At 62.5% G+C, this 25,048-nt stretch carries 28 protein-coding genes and 1 pseudogene; 12 read left to right on the forward strand and 17 right to left on the reverse strand.

What is annotated here, in order from left to right:
• The first annotated feature begins 27 nt into the window (after positions 1-27).
• Positions 28-1,650: an FAD-binding oxidoreductase gene (locus NKH29_RS16040; RefSeq protein ID WP_352483104.1), complete on the forward strand. Its 1,623-nt coding sequence runs from the start codon at positions 28-30 to the stop codon at positions 1,648-1,650.
• A gap of 8 nt (positions 1,651-1,658) precedes the next feature.
• Here the strand turns inward: NKH29_RS16040 and NKH29_RS16045 are convergent, their stop codons facing one another.
• The 5 genes from NKH29_RS16045 to NKH29_RS16065 form a co-directional block, all read right to left on the reverse strand.
• Entirely contained in the window at positions 1,659-2,174 is a 516-nt protein-coding gene (locus NKH29_RS16045) for a hypothetical protein (RefSeq protein WP_023719159.1), read from the reverse strand.
• A 160-nt stretch (positions 2,175-2,334) separates the two neighbouring features.
• Positions 2,335-3,465 (reverse strand): hypothetical protein, encoded by a 1,131-nt coding sequence (locus NKH29_RS16050; protein WP_353000097.1) that lies wholly within the window; start codon positions 3,463-3,465, stop codon positions 2,335-2,337.
• A gap of 6 nt (positions 3,466-3,471) precedes the next feature.
• Positions 3,472-3,906 carry a DUF4383 domain-containing protein gene (locus NKH29_RS16055; RefSeq protein WP_023719157.1) on the reverse strand — a complete coding sequence of 145 codons (435 nt, stop codon included), beginning with the start codon at positions 3,904-3,906 and terminating at the stop codon, positions 3,472-3,474.
• A 628-nt stretch (positions 3,907-4,534) separates the two neighbouring features.
• Entirely contained in the window at positions 4,535-5,410 is an 876-nt protein-coding gene (locus NKH29_RS16060; RefSeq protein WP_353000099.1) for a sigma-70 family RNA polymerase sigma factor, read from the reverse strand.
• Positions 5,410-5,868: a carboxymuconolactone decarboxylase family protein gene (locus NKH29_RS16065; protein WP_352815446.1), complete on the reverse strand. Its 459-nt coding sequence runs from the start codon at positions 5,866-5,868 to the stop codon at positions 5,410-5,412. Before NKH29_RS16065 ends, NKH29_RS16060 begins: the two co-directional genes overlap by 1 nt.
• A gap of 212 nt (positions 5,869-6,080) precedes the next feature.
• On the opposite strand from NKH29_RS16065, the gene NKH29_RS16070 reads away from it, so the two are divergent.
• Positions 6,081-7,019 (forward strand): diacylglycerol/lipid kinase family protein, encoded by a 939-nt coding sequence (locus tag NKH29_RS16070; RefSeq protein WP_352815448.1) that lies wholly within the window; start codon positions 6,081-6,083, stop codon positions 7,017-7,019.
• 105 nt (positions 7,020-7,124) lie between these two features.
• Here the strand turns inward: NKH29_RS16070 and NKH29_RS16075 are convergent, their stop codons facing one another.
• The 3 genes from NKH29_RS16075 to NKH29_RS16085 all read right to left on the reverse strand — a co-directional run bounded on the left by NKH29_RS16075 (position 7,125) and on the right by NKH29_RS16085 (position 10,694).
• Positions 7,125-8,336 (reverse strand): mandelate racemase/muconate lactonizing enzyme family protein, encoded by a 1,212-nt coding sequence (locus NKH29_RS16075; RefSeq protein WP_353000101.1) that lies wholly within the window; start codon positions 8,334-8,336, stop codon positions 7,125-7,127.
• On the reverse strand, positions 8,333-9,949 hold the full coding sequence (locus NKH29_RS16080) for a GMC family oxidoreductase (RefSeq protein ID WP_023719153.1): 1,617 nt from the start codon (positions 9,947-9,949) through the stop codon (positions 8,333-8,335). The genes NKH29_RS16075 and NKH29_RS16080 overlap by 4 nt, the downstream gene beginning before the upstream one ends.
• A gap of 142 nt (positions 9,950-10,091) precedes the next feature.
• On the reverse strand, positions 10,092-10,694 hold the full coding sequence (locus NKH29_RS16085; protein WP_352483111.1) for an SMI1/KNR4 family protein: 603 nt from the start codon (positions 10,692-10,694) through the stop codon (positions 10,092-10,094).
• Positions 10,695-11,016: 322 nt separating this feature from the next.
• On the opposite strand from NKH29_RS16085, the gene NKH29_RS16090 reads away from it, so the two are divergent.
• Positions 11,017-11,697, forward strand: coding sequence for a hypothetical protein (locus NKH29_RS16090; RefSeq protein WP_023719152.1), 681 nt, complete (start codon positions 11,017-11,019; stop codon positions 11,695-11,697).
• Positions 11,698-11,713: 16 nt separating this feature from the next.
• Here the strand turns inward: NKH29_RS16090 and NKH29_RS16095 are convergent, their stop codons facing one another.
• Both NKH29_RS16095 and NKH29_RS16100 read right to left on the reverse strand, forming a co-directional pair.
• Positions 11,714-12,298: a GNAT family N-acetyltransferase gene (locus NKH29_RS16095; protein ID WP_036244776.1), complete on the reverse strand. Its 585-nt coding sequence runs from the start codon at positions 12,296-12,298 to the stop codon at positions 11,714-11,716.
• 106 nt (positions 12,299-12,404) lie between these two features.
• Entirely contained in the window at positions 12,405-13,196 is a 792-nt protein-coding gene (locus NKH29_RS16100) for an alpha/beta fold hydrolase (protein WP_023719150.1), read from the reverse strand.
• A gap of 105 nt (positions 13,197-13,301) precedes the next feature.
• On the opposite strand from NKH29_RS16100, the gene NKH29_RS16105 reads away from it, so the two are divergent.
• A complete protein-coding gene (locus tag NKH29_RS16105) occupies positions 13,302-14,237 on the forward strand; it encodes a LysR family transcriptional regulator (RefSeq protein ID WP_352483113.1) in 936 nt (311 codons plus the stop codon).
• A gap of 317 nt (positions 14,238-14,554) precedes the next feature.
• Here NKH29_RS16105 and NKH29_RS16110 read toward each other — a convergent pair whose 3' ends face one another.
• Positions 14,555-14,857, reverse strand: a complete 303-nt coding sequence (locus NKH29_RS16110) for a hypothetical protein (RefSeq protein WP_352856857.1) — start codon at positions 14,855-14,857, stop codon at positions 14,555-14,557.
• Here NKH29_RS16110 and NKH29_RS16115 point away from each other — a divergent pair.
• The 6 genes from NKH29_RS16115 to NKH29_RS16145 all read left to right on the forward strand — a co-directional run bounded on the left by NKH29_RS16115 (position 14,846) and on the right by NKH29_RS16145 (position 19,970).
• Positions 14,846-16,132, forward strand: a complete 1,287-nt coding sequence (locus NKH29_RS16115) for a LuxR C-terminal-related transcriptional regulator (RefSeq protein WP_353000102.1) — start codon at positions 14,846-14,848, stop codon at positions 16,130-16,132. The genes NKH29_RS16110 and NKH29_RS16115 overlap by 12 nt on opposite strands.
• Positions 16,133-16,262: 130 nt before the next feature.
• Positions 16,263-16,904, forward strand: coding sequence for a hypothetical protein (locus NKH29_RS16120; protein WP_353000103.1), 642 nt, complete (start codon positions 16,263-16,265; stop codon positions 16,902-16,904).
• A 39-nt stretch (positions 16,905-16,943) separates the two neighbouring features.
• The gene (locus tag NKH29_RS16125; protein ID WP_352483117.1) at positions 16,944-17,396 is read left to right on the forward strand and encodes a nuclear transport factor 2 family protein; all 453 of its coding nucleotides are present in this window, start codon (positions 16,944-16,946) and stop codon (positions 17,394-17,396) included.
• Between the two features lie 586 nt (positions 17,397-17,982).
• Positions 17,983-18,954, forward strand: coding sequence for an MBL fold metallo-hydrolase (locus NKH29_RS16135; protein WP_353000105.1), 972 nt, complete (start codon positions 17,983-17,985; stop codon positions 18,952-18,954).
• Positions 18,955-19,111: 157 nt separating this feature from the next.
• Positions 19,112-19,507, forward strand: a complete 396-nt coding sequence (locus NKH29_RS16140) for an acyl-CoA thioesterase (protein ID WP_023678380.1) — start codon at positions 19,112-19,114, stop codon at positions 19,505-19,507.
• Between the two features lie 97 nt (positions 19,508-19,604).
• Positions 19,605-19,970 (forward strand): hypothetical protein, encoded by a 366-nt coding sequence (locus tag NKH29_RS16145; protein ID WP_245278591.1) that lies wholly within the window; start codon positions 19,605-19,607, stop codon positions 19,968-19,970.
• A gap of 50 nt (positions 19,971-20,020) precedes the next feature.
• Here the strand turns inward: NKH29_RS16145 and NKH29_RS16150 are convergent, their stop codons facing one another.
• Positions 20,021-20,389, reverse strand: a complete 369-nt coding sequence (locus NKH29_RS16150; protein WP_352856864.1) for a winged helix-turn-helix transcriptional regulator — start codon at positions 20,387-20,389, stop codon at positions 20,021-20,023.
• A gap of 90 nt (positions 20,390-20,479) precedes the next feature.
• Between NKH29_RS16150 and NKH29_RS16155 the strand changes: the two genes are divergently transcribed.
• Entirely contained in the window at positions 20,480-21,085 is a 606-nt protein-coding gene (locus NKH29_RS16155; protein WP_023719141.1) for an NADPH-dependent FMN reductase, read from the forward strand.
• Positions 21,086-21,161: 76 nt separating this feature from the next.
• On the opposite strand, the gene NKH29_RS16160 is transcribed toward NKH29_RS16155, so the two are convergent.
• A complete protein-coding gene (locus NKH29_RS16160) occupies positions 21,162-21,554 on the reverse strand; it encodes a winged helix-turn-helix transcriptional regulator (RefSeq protein ID WP_352483120.1) in 393 nt (130 codons plus the stop codon).
• 98 nt (positions 21,555-21,652) lie between these two features.
• Here NKH29_RS16160 and NKH29_RS16165 point away from each other — a divergent pair, with 98 nt between their 5' ends.
• Positions 21,653-22,633 carry a quinone oxidoreductase family protein gene (locus tag NKH29_RS16165; protein ID WP_353000107.1) on the forward strand — a complete coding sequence of 327 codons (981 nt, stop codon included), beginning with the start codon at positions 21,653-21,655 and terminating at the stop codon, positions 22,631-22,633.
• Between the two features lie 48 nt (positions 22,634-22,681).
• Here NKH29_RS16165 and NKH29_RS16170 read toward each other — a convergent pair whose 3' ends face one another.
• From NKH29_RS16170 to NKH29_RS16180, 4 genes and pseudogenes are all read right to left on the reverse strand, one after another.
• The gene (locus NKH29_RS16170; protein WP_352846665.1) at positions 22,682-23,359 is read right to left on the reverse strand and encodes an HAD family acid phosphatase; all 678 of its coding nucleotides are present in this window, start codon (positions 23,357-23,359) and stop codon (positions 22,682-22,684) included.
• An 83-nt stretch (positions 23,360-23,442) separates the two neighbouring features.
• A pseudogene (locus NKH29_RS32640) lies at positions 23,443-23,544 on the reverse strand (AraC family transcriptional regulator); the annotation flags it as partial.
• 72 nt (positions 23,545-23,616) lie between these two features.
• Positions 23,617-24,051: an FKBP-type peptidyl-prolyl cis-trans isomerase gene (locus tag NKH29_RS16175; protein WP_352494904.1), complete on the reverse strand. Its 435-nt coding sequence runs from the start codon at positions 24,049-24,051 to the stop codon at positions 23,617-23,619.
• Between the two features lie 238 nt (positions 24,052-24,289).
• Positions 24,290-25,018, reverse strand: coding sequence for an SDR family oxidoreductase (locus NKH29_RS16180; protein WP_023719135.1), 729 nt, complete (start codon positions 25,016-25,018; stop codon positions 24,290-24,292).
• Positions 25,019-25,048 lie beyond the last annotated feature (30 nt).

Genomic DNA, 25,048 nt, shown 5'->3' on the forward strand with positions numbered 1-25,048 from the left:
CTATTCCTGGGACAGTGGGGTGGGGCTATGATCGAGGAACGCAAGGGGTTTCGCCTGTCGCGGCGGTTGCTGCTGGGTGCGGCGGTGGTCGGCGGCGCGATGGTCTGGGGCGGCACGACCGTGGCGCGGCTGGCCCGCGGCCCGTCGGCGCAGAAGAATTCCGGGCGCATTGCCGACATTGACGGCATCGACCTGGCGCTGAAGCCGCTGGAGAACGCGCCAGCCTACGATCCGTCGCTGCCATGGCTGACCAAGGGCGGCGACATCAACGATGCCAGCGGCCTTTCGATGACGCCGGTCTACGGCGTTATCGAAGTCAGCGAGGAAAACCACATTGCGAGCGCGTTGGCCTTTGCCCGCACCAATGGCCTGAAGGTCTCGGTCGCGGCGGTGCGCCACTCGATGGGCGGCCACGCCTTCGACGATAACGCACTGGTCCTCGACATGCGCAAATTCAACAAGATCAGCGTCGATGCGGCGGCGAAGGCGATGACCTTGCAGCCGGGCGCGCGCTGGCACGACATCCAGAACCTTTTGCACCCGCGCTTCGCGGTGAAGGCGATGCAGTCGACCGACATCTTTTCGGTCGGCGGCTCGCTGTCGGTCAACGCGCATGGCATGGACCATCAGGCCGGCTCGGTCGCCGGCTCGATCCGTTCGATGCGGGTGATGCTGGCCGACGGTTCGGTGACGACCTGCTCACCGGCCGAAAACACCGAGCTGTTCCGCCACGTCGTCGGCGGCTACGGCCTGTTCGGCGTGGTGCTGGAGGCGACACTCGACATCGTCGACAACGCCGTCTACCGCACCTCGCGCGAGATCATCAAATCGGACGATTTCCCGACGTTCTTCGCCGAGGTGCTGGAGCCAAACAGGGCGATTGGTCTGTTTTATGGGCATCTGTCGACTGCGCCGGGCAATTTCCTCGAGGATATGATCGTCTATCGCTATGACAAGGTCGCCGACCAGCCGCCGGCCGACCAGCCGGCAATCGGTGAACCGGGCTCGGTTGGGCTCAAGCGGGTGATCATCAACCTGGCGAAATGGGGCAGCCTGTTCCAGGAGCTGAAATGGTTCACCGAAAAGACGCTGGAGCCGCAATTCGAGAGCTGCACGGTGGCGCGGACGACGGCAATGGCCGAGGGCGAGGCCTGCCTGGTCACGCGCAACAACCCGATGCACGATTCAGTGCCCTATCTGTTCAACGACCTGCTCGACGAGACCGACATACTGCACGAATATTTCATCCCGCGGGCGGCCTATAACCCGTTCATCGCGGAAGCGCGCGAGATCCTGCGCAACCAGAGCCTGCCGGTGCTCAACGCGTCGGTACGCATCGTCCACAAGGAGGATGTGGCGCTGAATTATGCGCCGGAGCCGGCCTATTCGCTGGTGCTCTACATCAATCAGCCGACCGACGCCGACGGCAATGCCAGGATGCGGGCACTGACAAGGGCGCTGATCGACGTGACGATCAAGCATGGCGGGCGTTTTTTCCTGCCCTACCAACTCCACTACACGGGCAAGGAGCTGCTTGCCTCCTATCCGGAACTGCCGTCCTTCCTGGCGAAGAAGCGGCAATACGATCCGGGGGAGCTGTTTTCCTCGACTTTTTACCGCGCCATCAAGGCACTGATCGGCACGGCCTGAAGTGCCGGTTACAGACCGTCAGGCAGCTTCGCCGCCAGCCAGTTCGCCGAGCGCCTGGCGATGCCGATCGTTGCCGACGCGGCGCGGCCGAGATCGGTCTTGACCACGGCGTAACCGGTCTTCGTGCGGTAGAGCAGGGCGCTGCCGCCATCGACCGCCGCTTCGTAGGCGACCGGCCGGACGGCTTCTGTTTCCGTCGCCGTCGCCTGCGTTCCGACCGCTGCACTGGGCCGATGGCTCAGTTCTGCTGGCAGCGGCTCTGTCGCGGCCGTACTGGCCGTCGTCAATTCGGGCTCCGAAGTGGTCGCCGCGAGCTGCGATGACGAAGACGAGTTCTGTGTCCGGCAGATGCCCGAGACCAGCGGATAATCGAAATTGCGCTCGTGCAGCATCTGGCTTTTCATCGCCGCTTCGCATTCAGCGATGGTCGACCACTTGGCGGGCGTCTCGCCGATATATTCGCAAAGCCTGGCGTCGCAGTCGCAGCCGACGATGGTCATGGCGACAAGGGCGGTCTTGATCACGGTCTTGTCCCTCCGAATTGCCCGGCGCATGTGCGCAAGATCAAAGTGCTACGGCATCATCAATCGTTGCGGAACAAGGCGGGATTTGGCCGCGATTGTGGAATGAGCGTGGCGGAGCATCACGCAACGTCTTGCCGAGGCCGGCTGTGACCGAAAGGCCTCAGTAGTCGTAGACGTGCTCGAGCCTGGCGCCTGCCGTCATCAGCGCCGGCAGCACGATGTGCAGCTTGCGCACGGCGACGGTCAGGCCGGTGCGGCGCGTCGAAGGCTCCGCCGGAAGCGGGTAGCTGAACAAGGTGCGTGCGCCTTGGGGAACATTGATCTCGTCATTGGAAAGCATGGTGACCATGATCTCGTCATTGCCGCCGATCTCGACGAAGGAGACGCCCTTGCCGATCAGGCGCGGGATCATGTCGGTGAACACCTGATAGCGCCTGGTGACGAAGACCGTGCCGTCGGCGCCGAGATCGCGCTCCAGCAAGGTGTCGGGCTCGTTGCGGGTCACCTCGCTGACCGGACCCTTGGCCCAGACGTGGATGTCGAGCAAGGCCGGGTCGGTGGTGGCGGCGAGCGCCGACTTGATCAGATCGGCGTAACCCTGCTTGATGGTGTAGGCGAGGCCGAAGGCGAGCTTGCGTTCGCTGGTGCGGACGGCGCTGTCGTCCGCTGCCGGCTGGACGGCAAACAGGCCGGCACGCTTTTCGGCATAGGGAAACTGGTACCACGGCACCTGGTCGAGAAAACCGGCATACTCCGCCGCCACCTCGGCCTGGTAGATGTCGACGGCGGTGCGCTTGCCGGCCGTCGCTTCGGTAATGCGGCCGACCGTATTTTCATAGGCCCACTGGATGGCGTGCTCGATCGTGTGGCTGGTGCCGATGATCACCAGCATCTGGTGGTTGTCGAGGTTGAACTTGTAGGCGGAGCTGGCGCGGACCACCATCGCATAGTCCTGCCAGAAGCGGCCGATATAGGAGAGATAGGGAAAACCGCTCGGCTGGTTCTTGTCGACGAAGCCGGCATATTCGCGGGCGGCGTAGACGATGGCCCATTCCGGATAGGTCAGAAAGGTCGATTCCTCCGGCCGCTGGTAGCCGGGGATCTCGGCACGTACCTTGTCGGCCAGCGCCTTTGGCGGGGCACCCTCGGCGATCCCCGGCAATGGTGTTGTGTCCAGCGACGGCGTTGTGAGAAAGCCGTAGGCCAGCCCGGCGATCGGGATCAACACGACAATGACGACAAGCCAGAGGATCGCCTTGATGATGCGCTTCAGCCAGCGGAACAGGAACATGGCCGGTCAGGCCGTGGCGAAATGGTCGTACACGCGTTTCGACAGCCAGAACCCGACATAGACGGCGAAGCCGCCGATGACGATGTGCGGCAGGTTGGCGAAAAAGCGGGCCGGGAATTCGATGTCGTTCAAGGAGCGGAAGCCGTTGATGAAAATGCCGCCATCGAGGCAGCCGGAACCGGTGACCAGGCCGAGCACGCCGTCGAACAGATAGACCGAGCCGAACAGCTTGAAATAGAACACCGCCTGGCGGTGCGAGATGAAGGCGGCGGCCAGCGCCCAGACGCCGGAGAAGGCGTGCAGCAAATCGTCATACCATTGCAGCGAGAACAGGCCGAACAGATTGCCGCCGGCATCGTTGAAGGCCGGCACATAGCCGATCGCAACAACACCGAAGAACAGGAAAGCATAGGCAACAGCAAGCTTCTGGATGAGCGTCATGAAGTATCCCCCTGCCGTCAGCCTTCTCAAACGGCCCCCGACGGCTAATGGATAGTAGCTGATTTTGGCGCAGGGTGAAGCGTCGCCGGCAAAATCGTCAGGCGGAGCCACAAAGACAGTCGGCGCCGGGATTTCTCCCAGCGCCTCCCTGTCAGATCAGGACACGGTCGCGGCGGCAACTCCCGAAAGATGTCGCGCCATGCCGGCCTTGATTTTGACGGTCCTGCCAGTCGCCACCCGAGGGCAGCGTCCGTTCCGGACCACGCCGGTGTCCACTCTTGCGAGCTTTGCCCAGCGCGCCATCGAAGGTTTTTGCCGTCCTTCATGGCAGCATCGGTCCGCCGTTGGCGTTCGCACGCTTTCCGCGGCCCCGTAGGTCTCGGCTTCCATCCCTCCAACAAGCAAGCCTGTTCTCGTTCAGGGCCGTACGGGCCTCAGGAAATCCGCCGTTCCGCTTTGCCTTTCGGCGTGGCGATCGGTAGCCGCCTGAGATGGGTTTAATGTACGCCGGATAAGCGTTTGGCGAAACTGCCGCGCGCCTGTGGATAGCGGGATTATCGGGGACTAAGGCGCGTATTCGCAGAGGGGTTCGTGGGCAGTTGATTGGCGGTGCCCGCCTGCCAGGCCGTCAATGCAGGGTGTCAGCCATGTGCCTGAGCTTATCGGGGTTGCGCGCGACATAGATGGCGACGACGCGGCCATCCTCAATCTCCAGCGCAGTCGTTTGGAGAATGTCGCCTCGCTCGATGGTGATGAACCCCGGCAGGCCGTTGATAAAGCCATAGCGCAGCAGGCGAGATCGGCTCACCGCATAGACAGACGCGAACGTCGCGTACTGGCGCATGACATCATCGAGCCCAATGGCCGGCGCCTTTCGCGCCGGTGCCTTGCCGCCACCATCGGCGTAGAGCGTGACGTCCGCCGCGAGCAGTGCGCGCAGGCTGTCCAGCTTGCCGTCGCGGGACGCGGCGAAGAAGGCTTCGGCGATCTCCAGGCCCTGTTCCCGCGGCACGGGATAGCGAGGGCGGTCGGCGCGGACGTGGGCTCTCGCCCGGCTGGCGAGCTGGCGACAGGTGGCGGGCTCGCGGCCGATCGTGGCCGCGACCTCGGCGAAGTCGAGGCCGAACACGTCATGAAGCAGGAAGGCAGCGCGCTCCAGCGGCGACAGGCGCTCCAGCGCCATCAGCAAGGGCAAGGTTACGTCATCGGTCTCGTCCTCAGCCGATTCCATAACCGGCTCAGGCAGCCACGGGCCGACATAGGTCTCGCGCCGACGCCGCACCGACTTGAGCCGGTCCAGGCACAAACGCGTGACGACCCGGCGCAGAAAAGCTTCCGGTTCGCGCACCGCGTTTCGGTCGACATCGAGCCAGCGCAAGAAAGCGTCCTGGAGAACGTCCTCCGCGTCCGCGATCGAGCCCAGCATTCCATATGCAACGCGGACAAGGGTCGGACGTAGGGGATCGAAGACGACAGCGGCGTCCTGGCCCGATGCGGGTGCCATCAGGCGGCCTGCCGTTCCTCAGCCGCGTGGACGGAACGAAAGCCGATCCTGATCCGGTTCCAGGCGTTGACTTGCGCGATCAGCAAGGTGAGCCTCACCTGCTCGTCCTCGGTAAAATGCTGGCGCAGCGCCTGGTAGGCATCCTCAGGCGCACGGGTCTCCGACACCAGCGTCAGCGCCTCGGTCCAGCCCAGCGCGGCTCGCTCGCGGTCGGAATATAGCGCGGACTCGCGCCAGGCGCTGAGAAGATGGAGCCGGTCCTCGGTCTCTCCGTACTTGCGGGCATCTTCAACGTGATGGTGGATGCAGAAGGCGCATCCGTTGATCTGTGATGCCCGCGTCATGACAAGTTCCCTCAACAAGGGCTCGAGACCGCTGGTCTGAATTGTTTTTCCCAGCTCGATCCACGGCCGCATTGCCGCGGGGCTGGCGGTAAAGGGGTTTAGCCTGGGTGCCATCGTGATCTCCTTTCAAGGGTTTCCGGAGACATGACGAGTTGGATTTGCCGAATGTGACATGGGCCGGACTCTTTTTCAGCCAAGTCTCAGCCGAAATCGCTTTTCATGCTCGATCGCATTGTCAGACATTCGATCTTGCCCCGCGGGCCGGCGCGGGCTTCAATGCCGGCAAATGAGTGGAAGGCGTGTTCGATGGCCTTGGGGAGGCAGGCTTGAAGGTCGCGGTGGTTCTCAATCCGATCGCCGGCGGCGGCAGGCTCAAGCGGCATTGGCCCGAGGTTGCGGCTTCGCTGAAAAGACATTTCGGCGATTTCGAGCTGCGTGAAACGCAGGCCGAGGGCGATGCCGAACGGCTGGCGCTCGACCTTGCCGCCATCGGCTTCGAGCTGGTGATCGCGGCCGGCGGCGACGGCACCGCCAGCGAGGTCGCCGACGGGCTGCTGAAGGCTTTCCGGGAAAGCGGCCGGACGGCCGAACTCGGGCTGCTGCCTTGCGGCACCGGCATCGACTTCGCCCGCGGGCTCGGCCTGTCGGACAATGTCGACCTGACACTGAAGCGGATTGCCGAGGCCAAGGGGCGCAAGGTCGATGCCGGGTGCATCAGCTATGTCGACGACCATGGCGCGCTGGCCAGCCGCCATTTCATCAACATCGCCAGCCTCGGGCTTTCCGGCGCCGCCGACCGCGCGGTCAATGCCGACAAGCGCAAGGGCAAGGTTTCGGCCAAGGCGTTGTTCTATTGGCGCACGGTCTGGGAGTTCCTCCGCTACCGCTTCCAGGAGGTTGCGATCACTGTCGACGACGGTGCCCCGGTCGAGGCGCGCATGGCGCTGGTGGCGGTGGCAAACGGAAAATTCTTTGGCGGCGGCATGATGATCGCGCCCGACGCCGAGCTTAACGACGGCGAGTTCGACATCGTTATCCTGCGCGCCGCCGGCAAGCTGAAGCTGATCTGGGACATCCGCCTGCTCTATGGCGGGCGGCACCGCAACCATCCGGCGATCACCATCCTGCGCGGCAAGAAAGTGGTTGTCGAGCCGCTCGGCGATGTGCAAAAGAACGCCGCGCTGATCGACATAGACGGCGAATCGCCGGGTCGCATACCGGCGACCTTCGAGATCCTGCCCGGCGCATTGACGCTGAGATATTGAATCAAGCCGTTGAGGGATTGATTCAAGTTGTTTCGGCGGTGATTCCGATCCTAGGTCCAACACGTTGAAATCGCGTGACATTGTTGGTAGGTCCCGCTGGACAACTCACGGCATCAGCGGCGTCTGCATCATCTGCAAATGCAGGTCCTTGCCGGTCCAGGGATGCGCCTCGCAGACGGCTTCGTCGAGTTCGACACCGAGGCCTGGCTCCTTCGACGGGATGACGTTGCCGTCCTGCCATTCGATCTTCTTCTTCAGCAGCTTTTCGTGGAAGCCGCCCCACTGCTTCAGCGATTCCAGAATGAGGAAGTTGGGCAGCGTCACCGCGAGCTGGATGTTGGCGGCGCCGACGATCGGCCCGCAATAGCAGTGTGGCGCGACCTGGATGTGATAGGCTTCGGCCATGGCGGCGATCTTCTTGGTTTCGAGAATGCCGCCGGAGCGGCCGAGGTCGGGCTGCAGAATGGTCGCCGCACGGTTCTCGATAACGCGGGCAAATTCGAACTTGGTGGTCAGCCGCTCGCCGGTGGCAATCGGGATAGACGTGCCGCGCGCCACCTGAGCCATGACCTCGGGCATGTCGGGCGGCACCGGCTCCTCGAACCACAGCGGATCGTAGGGTTCGATGGCGCGGGCGAGGCGCAGCGCACCCGAAGCTGTGAACTGGCCGTGGGTGCCGAACAGGATATCGGCGCGCGTGCCGACCGCCTCGCGGATCGCCTTGACCATGCGGGCGGAGAGGTCGATGTCGACGAGGCGCGGCTGGTGGCCGTCAAAGGCGGTGTAGGGGCCGGCCGGGTCGAGCTTGACCGCATCAAAACCCTGCTCGACATATTCGAGCGCGCAGGCGGCGGCCAGATCGGGGTCGTTGTAGACGTTCTTGCCGCGGGCGTCCTCGGTGTGGACGCTGCCGCTGTGCGGGTAGAGGTAGGTATAGGAACGCAGCGTTTCATGCACCTGGCCGCCGAGCAACTTGTAGACCGGCTTGCCGGCCTCTTTGCCGATAATGTCCCAGCAGGCGATTTCCAGCGCCGAGAAACAGCCCATGCCCGACACGTCGGGCCTCTGGGTGAAGCCGGACGAATAGGCGCGGCGGAAGAAGGTCTCGATATCGTGCGGGTCGCGGCCGATCAGATAACGCTCGGCCATGTCCTCGACCATTTTCGCCGTGACATGAGCCGAGAAGGTGGCGTTGTAGGCCTCGCCATAGCCGACGACGCCGCCATCGGTGGTGAGCTTGACGAAGATGAAATACTTGCCGCCGATGCCGGGCGGCGGATTGCCGACCACCCAGGTCTTGACGTCGGTGATTTTCATTTCTGATCCTCCAGAACCAGTTCGGCGCCCTTCCATCCGGTCATGATCGCGGCGGCGTTGGTGTTGCCGGTTATGTTGTCGGGAAAGATCGAGGCGTCGATAACGCGCAACGCCTCGAGGCCGTGTACCTTGAGGCGCGGATCGACGACGGCGTGCGCCGCGTCCGGCCCCATGCGGCAGGTCGAGACCGGGTGATAGACGGTGCCCGAGCGCTTCCTGAAATCCTGAATGAGATCCGCGTCGGAGGTGATCGAGGGACCGGGCAAAACCTCTTCCTCGATGATCTCGGCCATCGCCGGCATCGAGGCGATCTTCCTGACGAATTTCACCGCCGCCAGCATTTCAGCGACGTCCGCCTCGGTCGAAAAGGCATTGGCGACGATTTTGGGATAATCGCGCGGATTGGCGGAACGGATCATGATTTCGCCGCGGCTCGACGGACGGCAATTGGACAGCCCGATGGAAAAGCCCGGCCATGGATCGGGCGTCAGGATCGGGCGTTCGCCGCTCTTCGGAATGACGGTTGAAAACGCCTGGAAATAGAGCTGCATGTTGGGCCGTGCCGTGGCCGGATCGGTGCGAAAGAAGCCGCCGGCATTGTTCATCGACAGCGACAGCGGGCCCGAGCGCAAAAACACGTACTGCATGCCGACCAGCAGTTTGCCCCACCACGGGCGCAGGATCTGGTTGAGCGTCGGCAGCCTGCCCTTGAACGTGTAGTTGATGCCGACGTGGTCCTGCAGGTTTGCCCCGACATTCTCGTTGGCGTGAACGACGGGAATGCCGAGCGCGCCAAGAAGCGCCGACGGGCCGACACCGGAAAGCTGGAGAAGTTGAGGCGAATTGACCGAACCGCCCGACAGGATGATCTCGCGGCCGGCGCGGGCGGTTTTCGTCGCGCCATTCTGGAGATATTCGATGCCGACGGCGCGTTTGCCCTCGAACAGGATTTTTGTCGCCAGGGCGTTGATCTCGACGCGGACGTTTTTACGCTTCATCGCCGGGCGCAGGAAGGCGCGCGCCGCCGACATGCGGCGGCCGTTCCTGGTGGTGATCTGGTAGACGCCGGCGCCTTCCTGCGAGGCGCCGTTGAAATCCGGGTTGAGCGGCAGGCCGGCTTGGTTGGCGGCGGCGAGATAGCGCTTGGTGAGCGGATGGACGGAGGTCGAGCAGTCGGTGATATGCAGCGGCCCGCCGACGCCGCGCCATTGGTCGGCGCCGGCCTGGTTATCCTCCAGCGCCTTGAAGGCGGGCAGCAGGTCATCGAAGCCCCAGCCGGGATTGCCGGCCGCTGCCCAAGCGTCGAAATCCTCGCGCGCGCCCCTGATCCAGACCATGGCGTTGATCGAGCTCGAGCCGCCGAGCAGCTTGCCGCGCGGCCAGTGGTCGACATTGCCGGCCAGACCCGGATCCGGCTCGGCCTTGTAGTTCCAGTTGACCGCCGGGTCGAAGAAGGTCTTGCCGTAGCCGAGCGGCATCTGGACGTAGAAGCGACGGTCGCTGCCGCCGGCCTCGAGCACCAGCACCGAGAAGCGGCCGGAAGCCGACAGCCTTTCGGCCAGGACCGAGCCGGCCGAGCCGGAACCGACGATGATGAAGTCATAGGTTTGCATGGTGGCTGCGGCTGGCTCCGGAATTCGGCTCTAACCTAGGCTTGGGCGCGACGCGGCGTCGCCGGGTCTTCCGGCATCCGATGTGAAAAAAGCGACTGGTGATATTCGGTTTGAATGTCAGCCTGTCGCCTGCTGCCCGAGTTCAGTCGTGTTCGCGCCCATCCGGGTCGAACAGGGCCGCCACCTCATTGGCTTCTTCCAGCAGGAAGGTGAACACGCTCGTGTAGGACTTAATCGAACCGGACAGAGGATCATCACTCTCCCAGCGAAAGACCCTCCCGTCCGGATTCATGCCAATTAAATCGTCATTGTCCCCTAGCGCACCAATAAAGAGAACATCGTCTGGTGCATTGCCTGGTCGTCTCTTTATATTTGGTTCCAGTATGGAGAAGGGTTGTTGACCCGCCTCCACCAAATTCGTGCGTGACCAGCTACGTCGCAGCCCATAGACGCTTATATAATTCGCAAACAGACCTATCCCGTTGTGGAGCATGAGAAAGCAACGGAAATTATCTGGAAGTCGGCACGAAATTTCAGACTCCATCTGCCCAACTCCGACGGCGCCAAGCGGAGCATACAGCTGGTGCAAATATGCTTCAGGAGCCCGATCTGGCGTATGTCCGATCCACTCCGTTCCATCCGGATAGGTCTTCGTCCCAAGGCGTTTCCATTTATCGACTAGGGTTCGGAGCTCTCTGTATGCACGAGCGTCTTCATTGCTTGACCATTCTTCCTGCGAACGCATTGTCCCTAATAGCTCCATTTACCCACTTTTGACGGGTTCTAGGGTCTACCTTGTCAACCTGATCTATCACATCGAAAACAACGGGCGAACACCACAGAGTTGGTAATCACGCCCGACGGTGACTTTCGCGCCTACAACCTAAGGTCGCCAGCCAGTTCGTTCGGCCGGAGACGTGAGACTTGCCAAGCTGCGATCCGCTACCGAAGTCTAGTCTTGCTGTTGCAATGTCGGTGAGCCTCGCTACGGCTTTGATTAATCTGTTTGCGTTCAGTAATGTTCGCCGGTGACTCTCAACATTTACGATTGCCGTTGAAGAGGTTAGATGTTCTCCCGCTTGATCGAAAGATTTCGTCGGCAGCCAGACCTCCGTCGTGCGCCTCAGCGTGGTAAAGCGTTGGGCGACATTGCCGCTGGAGCATTGGAAGGCGGCTTGGCATCCGATTTTCAACGAGTAGGGGATTTGTTCTGGGTTGGCCGTCCAACAGATCACATACGCTATCTGCTGAAATTTCAGATGTTGAAAGGCATGACCTTCTCCGCCTGTTGGGGCGTCTCGATCGACTTTGTGCCACTTTTCAGAGGCGGAAGCCTCCGGTGGAAAAGGACGGCGAAGTCAGCGAATTTTGACCTTTGCATTGACCCGATAGATTCATCGGGCCGGATTCCCAACTGGTGCTCATTCTATAGTAGCGATAGCTCCTATCAGGTTGAACGCGCAGCTTTGGCGGCGCTCAATGCTGCCCAGCAGGACTGGTCCAGAATCACCGCACTAAAGGACGTTGCTGCTAGTTTCGAACGACGATCCAAGATGAAATTTCGACGTTTTTCGTTGGAAAACTATGTGCAAACAGACCTCGCCTGGGGCTTGGCCCTTGTTGCCGTTGGAGACGCGGGTCGGGGCCAGCATCACATCGATGCATTTTGTGAGCAATTTGCCGTTGCGCCGGAGACGACCATCCTCGCAAAAGCGAGAAGAGAAGCGGGCGCAATAGCGGCTGGATGACAACTTCAAGCTGCGATCACAGGCGATGATCGGCAATCTGCTTGAAATCATAGCGCATGATCGGGCGGGCCGGCGTTCTGCGAGCGACGACCCTGAACCCGGCGCGCGCGAAGGTGGAGGCATATCCGCTGCCGGAAGCGCTCGGCGATACGTCGGCGTCGAAAGGATAGGCTTCGAGCACAGGAGCATTTGCGCGCCTTGCGACTTCCAGTGCTTCCGCAATCAGCTGGAATGTTACGCCCCGCCTGCGGTATCGTTTTCGCACGTAGAGGCAGGACAAGGACCAGACCGGCGCATCATCCACACGCTTGAGCTGCCACAGCCGATCGAGCCAGGGCAGGGCATCTCGCGGTGTCACCTGACACCATCCGACAGCCGTATCGCCGTCGAAAGCAAGTACGCCTGGAGGCGGACCATGCTGGACGTCCTGCCGGAACGCGGCCTTGTTTTCCTCGCCGGGTCTCTTTCGGTAAGAACGACCGATCCGTCCGTGCATACACCAACAGCGACTGCAGACGGCGCTGTCACCGAACAGGTCCTCGAGCGCCGGCCACAGATCGGGCGTCAGAGGGCGAAAGCCAAGTTCCATGTCAGCCGTCATCCGCTACCTACCTTGCCCAGTCTAGCCTGAGCTACGTGTTAGTGCATCATAGGTTGCGGTCCATGCGGGGGATGTTCGAAAACGGGGTTTCACTCAGTGCTCCATCTCAGCGCAGAAAACCAAGCACGGCCTGCATGAATTCTACGGGGTACTCGACGTTCGACAAGTGAACCGCGGGCAGGACAACCAGTTTCGCGCCGGGCACCGTCGCCGCGATCAGCTCGCTATGGCTGGCGGCTGTCACAGTGTCGTGCCGGCCGGCGATTACCAGCGTTGGCCTGGAAATCAGCGCTATGGTTCGGCGAAGGTCCGCATCGCGAACCGCCGCGAACAAGCCAGCCAAGCCTTGCCGGTCGATAGCCAGCAGCATGGCGCGAAATTCTTCGATGACGGGCTCGTTGGCCGCCAGCATACGCGCAGGAAACCAGTTGCCCAGGAACATCTCGGCGGTTTCGGGCATATCCGGCGCCTGCAGCACGGCGGCAATCCGCTCGTCAAACTGCTTTGCCGGTCCGAGGTAGGATGAGGAGTTGCTCAGGATCAAGCGCTCGATCCGCTCGGGCGCGTGGATGCCGAGCCACTGCCCGACGAAGCCGCCCAACGACAGACCGAGGAAGTGTACGCGTTCAATGCCCAGGGCGTCGAGCAACTCGATCACGTCGCGGCCAAGCCGGTCGAGCGAATAAGCGCCGGCCGGAACGCTCGACCCTCCGTGGCCGCGAAAATCATAGCGCAGAACACGGAAATGCTTCGACAGCTCGTCGACCTGCATGTCCCACATCCGCAGCGTGGTGGCGATGGAATTCGACAGCACCAACACAGGCTGCCCGGCGTCGCCGTCGATGCGGTAGGCGATGCGCGTGCCATCGCCGACGGTCACGAAATCCAGCTCATTCATGGTGAATACACCTTCCTTTTGGAGCGTTGAACGTGGCAAAGCCTAGCGGCGGCACGCTTTTGATGATATTACAAAGATGGGATAATCTCTGTAATGTAAGCTGACATGGCCGAATTCACCTTGCACGACCTGCAATGCTTCGATGCCGTGGTCCGCTGCGGCGGCTTTCAGCCTGCGGCGGCCATGCTGCATCGCTCGCACCCGGCGGTGTTCGCAGCCGTTGCAAAGCTGGAGCGGCAACTCGACCTCGTTCTCTTGGATCGCAGCGGCTATCGCGTGCGCCCCACCGAGGCAGGGCTGTCGTTCCATCGCAGGGCACAATCGCTGCTGCGCGAGCTCGAGGGCTTGCGGCTTCATGCTGCTCAGCTGTCAATGGGCGAAGAAAGCGAGATCCATGTGGTGATCGGCGATCTTTGCCCGCGCCCGCAGGCACTGGGCATGCTCGGACGGTTCTTCGCCCAGTGTCCGGGCACACGCCTGCACCTGCATTTCGAGGCGGTGGGCGGCCCGTGGGAGCGCCTCTTCGATGACGAAGCCGATTTGATCCTGCACTGGATCGACAAGAGCGATCCGCGGGTGGAATGGATCGATCTGTGCAAGGTGCCATTCGTTCCCGTGGTGGCTTCGGGCTTTCTGCCGGAGCGCATCAAGCACCCCATCACGCCGGATCAGATGCACGCGTTCACCCAATGTGTCATGCGCGACACGGCCCGCCATTCACCGCAACAAGACTACTTCATGATCGAGGGTGCGCCTCAATGCATGGTGGCCGATCAGGGCATGAAGAAGGAAATCATCCTGCAAGGCCTCGGATGGGGCCACATGCCCCGCTTCCTGATCGAGGAAGAACTGCGCGACGGACGCCTGCAATCCATTGCCGGTCGTCATCTGCCAGGCCGCACCGAGGAGTTGGTGGTGGCGCGCCGCCGCGACCGGCCGCACGGGCCGATCTCGAACCGTCTGTGGGATCATATCGAGCAAGAGGCGCCGACGTTGGGGGCGGTTCCGGTAGAGGGCGAAATGACACCTAAGCGGCCATGACAAGTTTCACACGACTGGGATTTTAGCCGGTTTCGCCACACAACAGTCGCTGGACAAACACCTTGCAGACGGCAGGGTGCGACCCTTCCCGGTCCTCGGCGGCGGACGCGATGAACGGCTCGATTGAGCCCGAAACGAACTTCTGCCATGTCGGTAACCTGCCGCCACCTCCTCAGCAAGATATGTGCTATTCTGAGGATATGCCCGCGCCCTCCGACCGATCACCCGACAAGTCGCCGGAAGACGGTGCAGTTGCATCGGATCCGTATGCGGAGCTAGCCAATCGCGGAGATTGGTCCAGGCTTCACCGCGAACTGTCAGACAGAGACCGCCGCAGTGAACTTGGCGGCGCCGAGCTCCAGCGCCTCGGGGAAGCCGCCTACATGCTTGGGCGCGAGGAGGAATTCGTTCGGGACTACGAGAGGGCTTTCGAAGAGCATCTCCGGAACGGACGCGAACGATCCGCAGCGCGTTGCGGCTTCTGGATCGGGCTCACCCTGATGTTTCGCGGCGAATTCGCCCAAGGCAGCGGATGGCTGACCCGCGCCAACCGGTTGGTCGCGGATCATGTGCCGGAATGTGCAGAACAAGGTTACCTTCAGCTCCCAATGGTCGAACAATGCCTCGCCGCCGACAGTCCGGACGAAGCATTCACCCACGCAACACGTGCCGCGGAGATCGGACAGCGCTGCGAAGATCCGGACCTCTTGGCTATCGCGCGCCACCTTCAGGGTCGGATATTGATCGTGCGCGGCGACTATGTGCGAGGCTTCGAACTGCTGGACGAAGCGATGGTTTCGGTCACCTCGGGCCGGCTCTCACCGATCGTTACCGGGCTGGTCTACTGCAGCGTGATCGAGACCTGTCAGAAATTTCATGCCACGAGCCGGGCGAGGGAATGGACATCGGCGCTGATCGGATGGTGCGCGGGACAGCCCGACATCGTTGCCTTCACCGGCCGATGCCTGATCCACCGGGCCGAAATCCTGATCCTCGACGGCCACTGGGACGAGGCCGGCCGCGAGGCCAGTGTCGCCAGCATCCGTCTTCAGCAGGGGCCCTTGAAGCACCACGCCGGTCCGGCATTCTACCAGAAGGGCGAGGTCTTTCGCCTCCGCGGCCAATGGGACGAGGCCGATGCCGCTTATCGCGCAGCGAGCAGGCTCGGGTTCGATCCGCAGCCGGGGCTGGCGCTTATGCGATTGCAGCAGGGGCACGAGCAGCCGGCCCTTTCGGCGATCCGCCCCGCACTGCAGTCGGTCGATGACATGCCGGGCAAACTCCGCCTCTTGCCGGCTGCGGTGGAAATCACTCTCGCTGTCGGTTCGGCCGATGACGCCTGGGAACTGTGCGAAACACTGCGCGACTGCGCGCGCCAATATTCCGCGGATGCAGTCCGCGCCGCAGCCGCCGAGGCTACCGCGCGGGTGCTGATCCATGCTGGTCGAGCCGCGGAGGCATTGGCCCATATCCGGCGCGCAGTGGAGATCCTCTGGGACCTTCGGGCGCCCTATCATCTTGCCCGGATGCGGGTGCTGACAGCGCGGGCCTGTCTCGCAACCGGCGATACTGAAGCGGCGCAGACCGAACTGGACGAAGCGATAAGACTTTTCCGCGAGCTCGGCGCGCGCCCCGACGAAGCCGTTGCCGGCAAGCTGCGGGCTATCATGACGGCGACAGGCAGCGAAGCTCTCACCCCCAGACAGACGCAGGTTCTGCGCCTGATCGCGTCAGGCCTGACCAACCCGGAAATTGCCGGCGAGCTCAGTCTGAGCCAGCGGACGGTAGACCGTCACGTTAGCGATATCCTGACGCGGCTGAACGTGCGCACGCGCGCGGCAGCCACGGCCTTTGCGGTCGAGCACGGCCTGATCGGCATGGGCGTATCTGGGTAATCCTACCCAAGCCAAAATTTCTCGCTGCGTGGGTATTTACGCCGAAGCGGGCAACCGTGGCGCGGGTCTAAACTTCATGGCGTGGCAAAGGCCACAGGAGGTTTTCCCGATGCAAACGAATAATAACAGCATGAGCGGGCCCGGCGGTGTCTGGCTCGCCACCGGAACGCTGCTGCTGGCGGCTGCGCTCGTCTTTCACGGGCCACCGGACGCGGATTTGTCTGTTCAGATGCAGAATATCGCCGAGGGCCATGGGCGATGGGCTACGGTCCATTGGACGGCGGCAGCGGCGCTGTTCCTGATCGCCGGCGCTTCGTTCCTGAACCTGGCGCTCAATCCCCGGGTCCGGCATTCGCCGATGCTGAGTTCCGCCTGGATGGTGATGGCTCTCGGCGCCCTGACCACGTTCTCCACCGCAGTCGCCGAGGCATCGGTGGTCGCGGTCGTGGCCGACCGGGGTGACACCAACGCCTTCATGACCTGGTGGGCGTTTTCCGGCGGCATGGGTAACGGATTCTGGGCGCTGGCCTTGGCGACAGCGCTTGTCGCGTATCACGACGCCCGCGATAACGTCGGGATACTGCCCCGATGGGCCGCGATCGTCGGCTCGGCGTTCGGTATCCTTTCGGCAACCGGGTGGACACTCGGTGAGCAGCTCGGGATCGGCATCGGGGGTCCGATCTGGCTGGTTTCCTCGCTTCTCATGTGCCTGTGGCTCGCGTGGTACGGGCTGTCCTCAAGCAGCGTCCGGTCGGGGCAAGCCACGGCGTAAAGCGCCTGATCCAGCATCATCTTGAGACAGGAGGAAAAAATGTCCCTTCAAACGAAGGAAATCGAGGCGACGATCCACGACATCCACGAATTCTTCACCGACTGGGTGGCGGGCCGATGCCCTGGCGACGACGCGACGTTCAAGAAGAACGCGCTCGACCGGATCAGCGACGATCTGGTCGCCATCATGCCAGGCGGCAGGGCGTTCGGGAAAAAAGACTTCGCAGGTTACATGAAGAGCATCTACGGATCGAATCCGGCCTTCCGTATCAAAATACGCGACATCCGGATCAGCCATCAAAGCGCCGACCTGGCGGTCGTGAACTACCACGAATGGCAACGCGACGCGAAGGACTCCGATGAACCGAACAATGGCCGGGTCACGACGATGGTGGTCCGCGATCGCGGCTACAGCCGCGGGCCCGAGATCTTGCAGGTTCATGAAACCTGGCTCCCAGCCGATGTCGTTCAGTCCGCGGATTTCGCGTTCTGAAAAGCGTCGGTCCGAAACGGGCAGGGAAAGGAATTGCGCTGGCGGGACCATCGGCTCTGCCGCCGTCATGGAGCCAGAACTTTGCTTCTTTTCAGCCCGAATTGATCCACATTCAACGTCCAGCTAGTCCAGCAATCCGGCCATTCCTTGCGTTCGCGTGGAGCGTCCGGCCGTCATCTGCCAGGCCGTACCGAGGAGTTCGCGGTGGCGCGCCGCCGCGACCGGCCGCACGGGCCGATCTCCAACCGTCTGTGGGATCATATCGAGCAAGAGGCGCCGACGTTGCGTCGAGCGCTCGAGCCTCGGAAGCCTGTCCAGTAGGCAAAGCCGGGGCTCGGCCAGGCCGTTCAGCGGACGGCCAAACGAGCGGCCTTACCCGCCTAAATTGATTGCTGCATAATTTGCAGCAGTGAACTGCATCCCGTCGCTATTCCAGCTGCTTGTGAGGCGCATTATTGATGTCGCAAAGAGTTCGCCATGACCCGCGCCGACCCCGCTCGAAGAGTGGTCCGAGGGGTCGGCATCCGCACTGGCAGCGACGACGTAGTCTGGGACTAGCTTCATCTGCAATTCGAAGGACAAGACCATGAATATCGACCGTCGAACGTTCGGCCTCGGGACCTTTAGTGCCGGCGCCCTGCTACTTTCCCCGATCAGCTTCTTTGGGAGCAACGCTGCGGCTATCGCCGCCCCGTCTCCGGCTTCGCTTGCGAGTGCCCACAGGTTCATGCTCGGCGACCTCGAAATCACAGCACTGAGCGACGGCTATCTCAATCTCGGCCTTGAACTCTTCCCTTCCGCCGATCCGGCTGCCGCTGAAGCGCTTTTGGCAAAGGCATTCCTGCCAAAGGCACTCCCGACCTCGGTCAACGCTTACCTTGTCACCAGGGGCGACAGGCGGGTGCTGATCGATACCGGCACGGCATCGGCGATGGGGCCTATACTGGGACATATACCTGAGGCGCTCGCCGCCGCCGGCGTCAGGCCGGAAGAAATCGACAGGGTAATCATCACCCACCTCCATCCCGACCATGCCAACGGCCTTGTCGGGATTGGCGGCAAGGCCGCCTTCCCGGCAGCGGAGGTCGTGGTTGCCGCGCCGGAATTCGCTTTCTGGCACGATGACGGGATCCGGTCCAAGGCGCCCGACCAGATGAAGCCGTACTTCGAAATAGCGCGCAAATCGCTGGTGCCTTACGATGGCAAAGTCAGGAAGATCGAAGGCGAGGTCGAGATCGCGCCCGGAATCAGGGCATTGCCTGCGCCCGGACATACGCCGGGGCATCTCGCGCTTCGGATTGGCTCTGGTGATGCCAACCTGCTGCTCTTCACTGACGTAATCCACGCCTCCGCGCTGCAATTTGCGCATCCGGAATGGGCAATCGCCTTCGACGTGGACCAGGAGGCCGCAATCGCCACACGCAAGAAGGTGCTCGACATGGTGTCAGCGGATGGCCTGCTCGTCGCAGGCATGCACCTGCCCTTCCCAGGCATCGGTCATGTGATCCGCGAAGGCAACGCCTACGCCTACGTCCCGACGCCGTGGCCCGCTTTGTAAAGCGCACCTATTGGTAAGCGCTCGGGCGCGCCAGCTTTCTCACCTCGGCCATAGAGTGCATCGCCGAACGTCAGGCCGCGACACTATTCAGTGGCGTTGACCTGTCCGTGCCATGACGATACGGGATCGGACGATCGGCTTCGAGAGGATTGGCCAAATGGTGCATTACGCGGACGGGCGGCCGATCGGCGATCTGACGCTCAGGACGCTGGCCATGCCTTCCGATGCCAATGCGGCGGGCGATATCTTTGGCGGCTGGGTGATGGCGCAGATGGATCTCGCCTGCGGCATCCGCGCCGCCGAGCGCGCCAAGGGCCGCGTGGTGACGGCGGCGGTGAAGGAAATGTCCTTCGCCAAGCCGATGAAGATCGGCGACACGCTGTGCATCTATACGCATGTCGAACGGGTCGGCCGCACCTCGATGACGCTCAAGGTCGAGGCCTGGGCGCAGCGCTATCTCTCCGACCTGATGGAGAAGGTCACCCATGCCGACTTCGTCATGGTGGCGCTGGACGGCGAAGGCAAGCCGAAGGCGGTTCCCGCGGAAGGCTGACCGGCCTGATTCCAGAAGATGGATTTAAACAGCCGTCTCTCCCGCGCGGGGGATGCGGGCAGCGATCCGGCGTGGTCTTTGACCAACGGGTTCCCGCATGCGCGCCTGCAGCGCGAGCGACGGGATCTTGGGAGGAAAGACAATGCGTCAACACATGCTGAACGCTGCCCTGGCCGGTGCGTTTGCAGCCTTGCTCTGCCTGTCGTCCGCAAGCGCTTTTGCCGAGGTCAAAAAAGGCGATCCAGGCGCCACCTGCACGTCGGAAAACCGCACCATCAACGGGCAGGCGGCCAAGTGCGAGATCTGCTCGGCGACGAAATGCGACACCAGCGGTACGACGGTGAGCAATTGCCGGAAGGAGACGACCACGACCTGCACGATTGGCGGCAAGGTGGTCAGTCCCAACCCGAAATGGAACCGGATCGAGAAGCTGCCGAAGAGCAAGATGCAATTACAGCAGTAGGGCTCATCCGGAGGATCCCCGTCAGGTTCAAACCCTTGCAGCGCAAGGGCTCAGCTGTGCATGGTGTCGAATTTTTCGCGCGCGACCTTGACACGCTCGGTGTTCTTGCGCGCCCATTCGCCGAGTGCACCGACCGGCACCAGAAGCTCGTAGCCAAGGTCGGTCAATTCGTAGTCGACCCGCGGCGGGATGGTCGGGAACACGGTGCGCGTGACGAAGCCGTCGCGCTCGAGCCCGCGCAAAGTGGTGGTCAGCATCTTCTGTGAAATGCCGCCGACCGCGCTGCGCAGCTCGTTGAAACGCAGCGGCCCGTCGCCGAGCTTGCCGACGACGAGCACGGTCCATTTGTCGCCGACGCGCTGCAGGATTTCCGAGATGGCGCGGCAGTCCTCGGTGCGGTGCGGGTGCCTTGGTAACAAAAAAGTGCCTCCTTGCACATTGAGCGGCCAGTTACTCATATAGCGCAGGTATCTAAACGATACCAGTATTCCTGTAAGGAGAGCCCCTCTATGTCAAAACCCAAAATCGCCATCGTCATTGGTTCGACCCGCGCCGCGCGCTTTGCCGACGTCCCGGCCCAATGGATTGCCAAGATCGCCAGGTCGCATGCCGACATCGATGTCGAAGTCGTCGACCTGCGCGATTTCCCGCTGCCGTTCTTCGATGAGGTCGCATCCTCCGCCTGGGCGCCGTCGCAGAACGAAGTGGCGCAGCGCTGGCAAAAGAAGGTCGCCGGATTCGACGGCTTCATCTTCACCGCCGCCGAATACAATCATGGCCCGACGGCCGTGCTGAAGAACGCCATCGACTACGCCGCCAACGAGTGGAACAAGAAGGCGGCCGGCTTCGTCGGCTATGGCAGCGTTGGTGGCGCGCGTGCGGTCGAGCAGCTGAGGCTGCATGCGGTCGAGTTGCAGATGGCGCCGGTGAAGTCCGCCGTCCACATCGCCTGGGCCGATTTCCTTGCCGTCAAGCAAGGTGAGAAGAAGCTCGATGAATTCGAGCACCTCAACCAGGCGGCAACCGCGCTCGTCAACGACATTGCATGGTGGGCCAGGGTACTGAAGACGGCGCGTCAGGCCGATGCCGTCGCCGAGGAAGTCAAGGCGGCCTGAGCGCAGGTTCGAACAATCCTCCCAAGGATTAATTTTCCCAAGGATTCAGGGCGGCGCATGCGCCGCCCGTTTTTTTTCAGACGGCATGCGCGTCCTGCGCTTGCCTTGGCCTGATGATGCAATCGGCAAGGCGGTCCATCTCATTCAACTCGTCGGCGTGGTGCTGACCCCACTGGCAAAGTGCCAGCAGGATGGGCTCGAGGCTGAGGCCGAGCCGCGTCGCCGAATATTCCACGCGCGAGGGGATCTCGGCAAAGATCTCGCGGCGAACGAGGCCGTGCTCTTCCATGTCGCGAAGCTGCTGGATCAGCACTTTCTGCGTGATATTGGGCATCAATCCTTGCAGCGCCGACAGCCGCCGCGGCCCGTCGAAGAGATGGTAGAGGATGATCGCCTTCCAGCGGCCCGAAATCACTTTCAGCGCGCGCTCGGCCGGCAGCATCGGCAGTCTCTTGATCAGCTTGGCCATGGTCACCTCCCGGTCAGCGGCGGACAAATCGGTGTGTGGTCGAAGCCAGGCAGATAGTGGCAAACAGCGGCCGATGCCAATAACGATCGGTGCATGTGATGAGAGCCATTCAACTGAACCGTTTCGGCGACCCTGACGTTCTCGAAATGGTTGAGGTGCCGAAGCCCGAGCCGCAAGCCGGCGAGGTCCTGGTCCGCGTTCGTGCGGCCGGGGTGAATTTCTTCGAAGTGCTGATGCGCGCAGATCGCTACGCGGTGACGCCGCAACTGCCGATGATCCTTGGCGTCGAGGCCGCCGGGATCGTGGAGGCGCTCGGGCATGGGGTGGATGCGTCCTTGCTCGGCACGCGCGTCGCCGCGCCGTTGTTCGCCTCGAGCCGCCCGTTAGGCGGCTATGCCGATTATGTGACGATTGACGCAAGCCTGGCCGTGCCCTTGCCGGATGCGCTCTCGTTCGAAGCCTCGACGGCATTGATGGTGCAAGGACTGACGGCGTTGCATCTGTCGCGGCAAAGCCCGCCGGCCGGCAAATCGGTGCTGGTCGCCGCTGCCGCGGGCGGCGTCGGTTCGTTGCTTGTCCAGCTTGCGAAGCGGGCAGGGGCGAGCAATGTCATCGCGGCTGCCGGCAGCAAGGCCAAGCTCAATCTTGCTTTGTCGCTGGGGGCCGACGTTGCCGTCGACTACAGCAAAACGGACTGGCCAGAGCGCGTCCGGGCAGCGGCCGGCGGCGCCGGCGTCGACATAATCTACGACATTATCGGCGGCCCGCTGACCGCGGTTGCGCTGGAGGCTCTAGCACCTCGCGGAGAGCTGGTGTTTGCCGCACTTGGCAGATACGCGCTCGGCGGCCCGGAGATGGAGGCGATGATCGGCCGCAACCAGTCGCTGAGAGGTTTTGCACTGCTGCCGCTGCTCTCTCCAGACGTGCTCCGTGACGACCTGTCGGGGCTCTTCAATCTGGCGGCAAGTGGTGAGCTTAAAGTGACCAACGGCGGTCGCTTCCCGCTCGACCAGGCCAGTCAGGCGCATCGCCTGCTGGAGGAGCGCGGCGCGACCGGCAAGGTCGTCTTGATACCCTAGTAGTGCTCGGCAAGGAGCCGGGGATCCGGGCTTGTGCCGTTCCGGCCGTCAGCGAACCCGATAGAACGGATTTGGCAACAGGAACAGCTTCTCGGCATGCCCCCCGAACAAGTCGGATGGCTGGTCGCCGACATTGGCAATTATCGTGTAGCCGGCCTTTTCGATTTCGGCTCTTATGGGTGCCTTGAAATCTGCGGCGGAACCATATTTGGCTCCAGGCTGGACCATGTAAAGGTGCTCATAGCCGGCATAGCCCGCCGACTGCAGGTTCTGTTCGGTTGCCTGACGCTGGTCCTCCGGACGTCCGGTGATGAAGAATACCGCGACTTTCGCCGTTCGCGCCTGCCGGAAGACCTCCAGCACCGGGTCAATGGCCGGATCCTTCGCAAGCTGGTCCCAGGCGGCCCAGCCACAGGGACCGTCGATTGCGATGTCGCAGGCGCCGCTGATCGGGCGGCCGAAATTGTCACGTGTGATCACTTCCCAGTTGGCCAAAGCCGTCTCGTCGATGTCGAGCACCAGTGCGGGGCGAGGCACCTCCGTCGCGCGCTTGACGACCCAGTCGCCGGCCTGCTTCGCCACTGCGGCAAGGTCGCGATCATAGTCGCCGGAATCATGATAATTGGCAGCCGCCAGCATCGCATCGCCGACATTGGCTGGCTGGGACGGGCTTGTGAGAAGGAGCGAGTCGGAACGTGCCGGCACAGGAACATTTGTGCCGATCATCAGCACGATTGCCCCGACACGCGCAATTCTATTCCAACCAATCGCCCGCATCACGAGATTTTGCGGTCACGAGAAGTCCGCTGTCAAGCGAGACCGAACAGACGACCGTACCCCCGGTTGAATTGTGACACGCTTTCGTAACCGACCGCGAACGCCGCGCTGCTCGCGGTCTTTCCCTCCGACAGGTGACGCACCGCCGAAATCTCCGGCGCAAGTGCGTCACCCCAGGTCGTAGCCAACACGGCCTTGACCGTGCCCTACGCCGCCTGAACGATCTCGACCAGTTCAACGTCGAACACCAGATCCCGCCCGGCCAACGGATGATTGCCGTCGAGCTTGACGCTGGCGTCGTCCACGCCGACGACTGTTACCGGCATGGGGCGCCCTTCTGGGGTTCTGACCTGCAATCGAGTGCCGATATCGACGTTGATGTTGTCTGGTACGCGGGCGCGGTCAACGGTCATCACCGCTTCGGGGCGGTGGGGGCCATAGGCGGCCTCGGCGGGAACAGTCACGGTGCTTTTCGCGCCCACCTCCATGCCCTCGACATGGGTTTCAAGACCGGGGATCACTTGTCCTTCACCCAGCGTGAATTGCAGCGGTTCGCTGCCGGAAGAATCGAATTGGGTGCCGTCTGCCAGGCGTCCATTGTAATTGATGCGCACGGTGTCGCCATTCTTGGCCTGTGTCATGGTAGTCATCCTTTTGGAAGGTTTTGAGGGGCCGGCCAGAGCTCACGGTCCCGTCCTCGATCATCCACGCACTCAAAGTGCACGGCGCGAAACGTTAACACTAGGTGCCTGGCTGCCGATGTAAACCCCGATTGAGCTACGCCGGTATGACGCCGCCGGCGCTCGCCACCTTCGGCAGGAGTGCGCCGGACTAGCGGTCATGCCGCCTCAACCCATTCAGGCGCCGTGCAAATGGCGGCTAGATCAGGTTATGGCCGCCATCGATGCGGATTGTCTCGCCGGTCGTGAAGTCGCTTTCCATGAGGTAGAGGTAGGCGGCGGCGACGTCCGCAGCGGTCGGAATTTTTCTCGATGGCAACCGGGCAGCCATGTCGGCAAAGAAGCCGGATTTGGCTTCTCCAACGATGTCCCACATCGGTGTGTCGACCCATCCGGGCGACACGACATTGACGCGCGTCGGGCCCAGTTCGAGCGCCAGGGCGCGGGCGAAGTAGCTGAATGAGCCGGCAATCGCCGCGACGACTGAGCCTCCCGGCACCGGCGGCTTGTCCTTGTTGATACCCGACGTGAAGGTCATGGAGCCGTCGGCCCTCAGGGTGCGCACCGCGTGCTTGGCGAGCATGACGGCGCCAATCAGCTTGTTGTCGACGAAGCGCCGCACCGCCTCCATGTCGGCGCGCTCGATGGGGTCGCCGGGCGGCAGTGTTCCGGCTGTCGATACGAGGTGATCGAACGCACCGACTTTGTCGAACAGGCGAGCGACGCCCGCTTCGTCGGTCATGTCGGCGACCAAGCTTGTCACGCGATTACCCGCATTGAGCGCCCGTTCGGCGGCCTGCAGTTTCTCGTGCGACCGCCCGACGATCACGACCTTAGCTCCGCTGTTGAGCGCAGCTTCCGCGACGCCAAGACCGATGCCGGAACTGCCTCCGACGACGATGACTTTCCTGTCCACGAGCGATGTCACGGGAGGTCTCCATTCGTTTGCGATGTAGGT

This window comes from Mesorhizobium sp. M1295 (genome assembly GCF_040318135.1).
Classification (GTDB): Bacteria; Pseudomonadota; Alphaproteobacteria; order Rhizobiales; family Rhizobiaceae; genus Mesorhizobium.

Coding starts and splice junctions, on each gene's coding strand:
- NKH29_RS16160 (WP_352483120.1), bottom strand. CDS start 21,554: ATGGCCAAGCTGATCAAGAGACTGCCGATGCTGCCGGCCGAGCGCGCG.
- NKH29_RS16140 (WP_023678380.1), top strand. CDS start 19,112: ATGGTGCATTACGCGGACGGGCGGCCGATCGGCGATCTGACGCTCAGG.
- NKH29_RS16170 (WP_352846665.1), bottom strand. CDS start 23,359: ATGATCGGCACAAATGTTCCTGTGCCGGCACGTTCCGACTCGCTCCTT.
- NKH29_RS16090 (WP_023719152.1), top strand. CDS start 11,017: ATGTTCTCCCGCTTGATCGAAAGATTTCGTCGGCAGCCAGACCTCCGT.
- NKH29_RS16135 (WP_353000105.1), top strand. CDS start 17,983: ATGAATATCGACCGTCGAACGTTCGGCCTCGGGACCTTTAGTGCCGGC.
- NKH29_RS16065 (WP_352815446.1), bottom strand. CDS start 5,868: ATGGCACCCAGGCTAAACCCCTTTACCGCCAGCCCCGCGGCAATGCGG.
- NKH29_RS16055 (WP_023719157.1), bottom strand. CDS start 3,906: ATGACGCTCATCCAGAAGCTTGCTGTTGCCTATGCTTTCCTGTTCTTC.
- NKH29_RS16050 (WP_353000097.1), bottom strand. CDS start 3,465: ATGTTCCTGTTCCGCTGGCTGAAGCGCATCATCAAGGCGATCCTCTGG.
- NKH29_RS16040 (WP_352483104.1), top strand. CDS start 28: ATGATCGAGGAACGCAAGGGGTTTCGCCTGTCGCGGCGGTTGCTGCTG.
- NKH29_RS16100 (WP_023719150.1), bottom strand. CDS start 13,196: ATGAATGAGCTGGATTTCGTGACCGTCGGCGATGGCACGCGCATCGCC.
- NKH29_RS16080 (WP_023719153.1), bottom strand. CDS start 9,949: ATGCAAACCTATGACTTCATCATCGTCGGTTCCGGCTCGGCCGGCTCG.
- NKH29_RS16115 (WP_353000102.1), top strand. CDS start 14,846: ATGGTCGAACAATGCCTCGCCGCCGACAGTCCGGACGAAGCATTCACC.
- NKH29_RS16125 (WP_352483117.1), top strand. CDS start 16,944: ATGTCCCTTCAAACGAAGGAAATCGAGGCGACGATCCACGACATCCAC.
- NKH29_RS16120 (WP_353000103.1), top strand. CDS start 16,263: ATGAGCGGGCCCGGCGGTGTCTGGCTCGCCACCGGAACGCTGCTGCTG.
- NKH29_RS16105 (WP_352483113.1), top strand. CDS start 13,302: ATGGCCGAATTCACCTTGCACGACCTGCAATGCTTCGATGCCGTGGTC.
- NKH29_RS16095 (WP_036244776.1), bottom strand. CDS start 12,298: ATGACGGCTGACATGGAACTTGGCTTTCGCCCTCTGACGCCCGATCTG.
- NKH29_RS16155 (WP_023719141.1), top strand. CDS start 20,480: ATGTCAAAACCCAAAATCGCCATCGTCATTGGTTCGACCCGCGCCGCG.
- NKH29_RS16075 (WP_353000101.1), bottom strand. CDS start 8,336: ATGAAAATCACCGACGTCAAGACCTGGGTGGTCGGCAATCCGCCGCCC.
- NKH29_RS16165 (WP_353000107.1), top strand. CDS start 21,653: ATGAGAGCCATTCAACTGAACCGTTTCGGCGACCCTGACGTTCTCGAA.
- NKH29_RS16175 (WP_352494904.1), bottom strand. CDS start 24,051: ATGACACAGGCCAAGAATGGCGACACCGTGCGCATCAATTACAATGGA.
- NKH29_RS16060 (WP_353000099.1), bottom strand. CDS start 5,410: ATGGCACCCGCATCGGGCCAGGACGCCGCTGTCGTCTTCGATCCCCTA.
- NKH29_RS16145 (WP_245278591.1), top strand. CDS start 19,605: ATGCGCGCCTGCAGCGCGAGCGACGGGATCTTGGGAGGAAAGACAATG.
- NKH29_RS16085 (WP_352483111.1), bottom strand. CDS start 10,694: ATGCGTTCGCAGGAAGAATGGTCAAGCAATGAAGACGCTCGTGCATAC.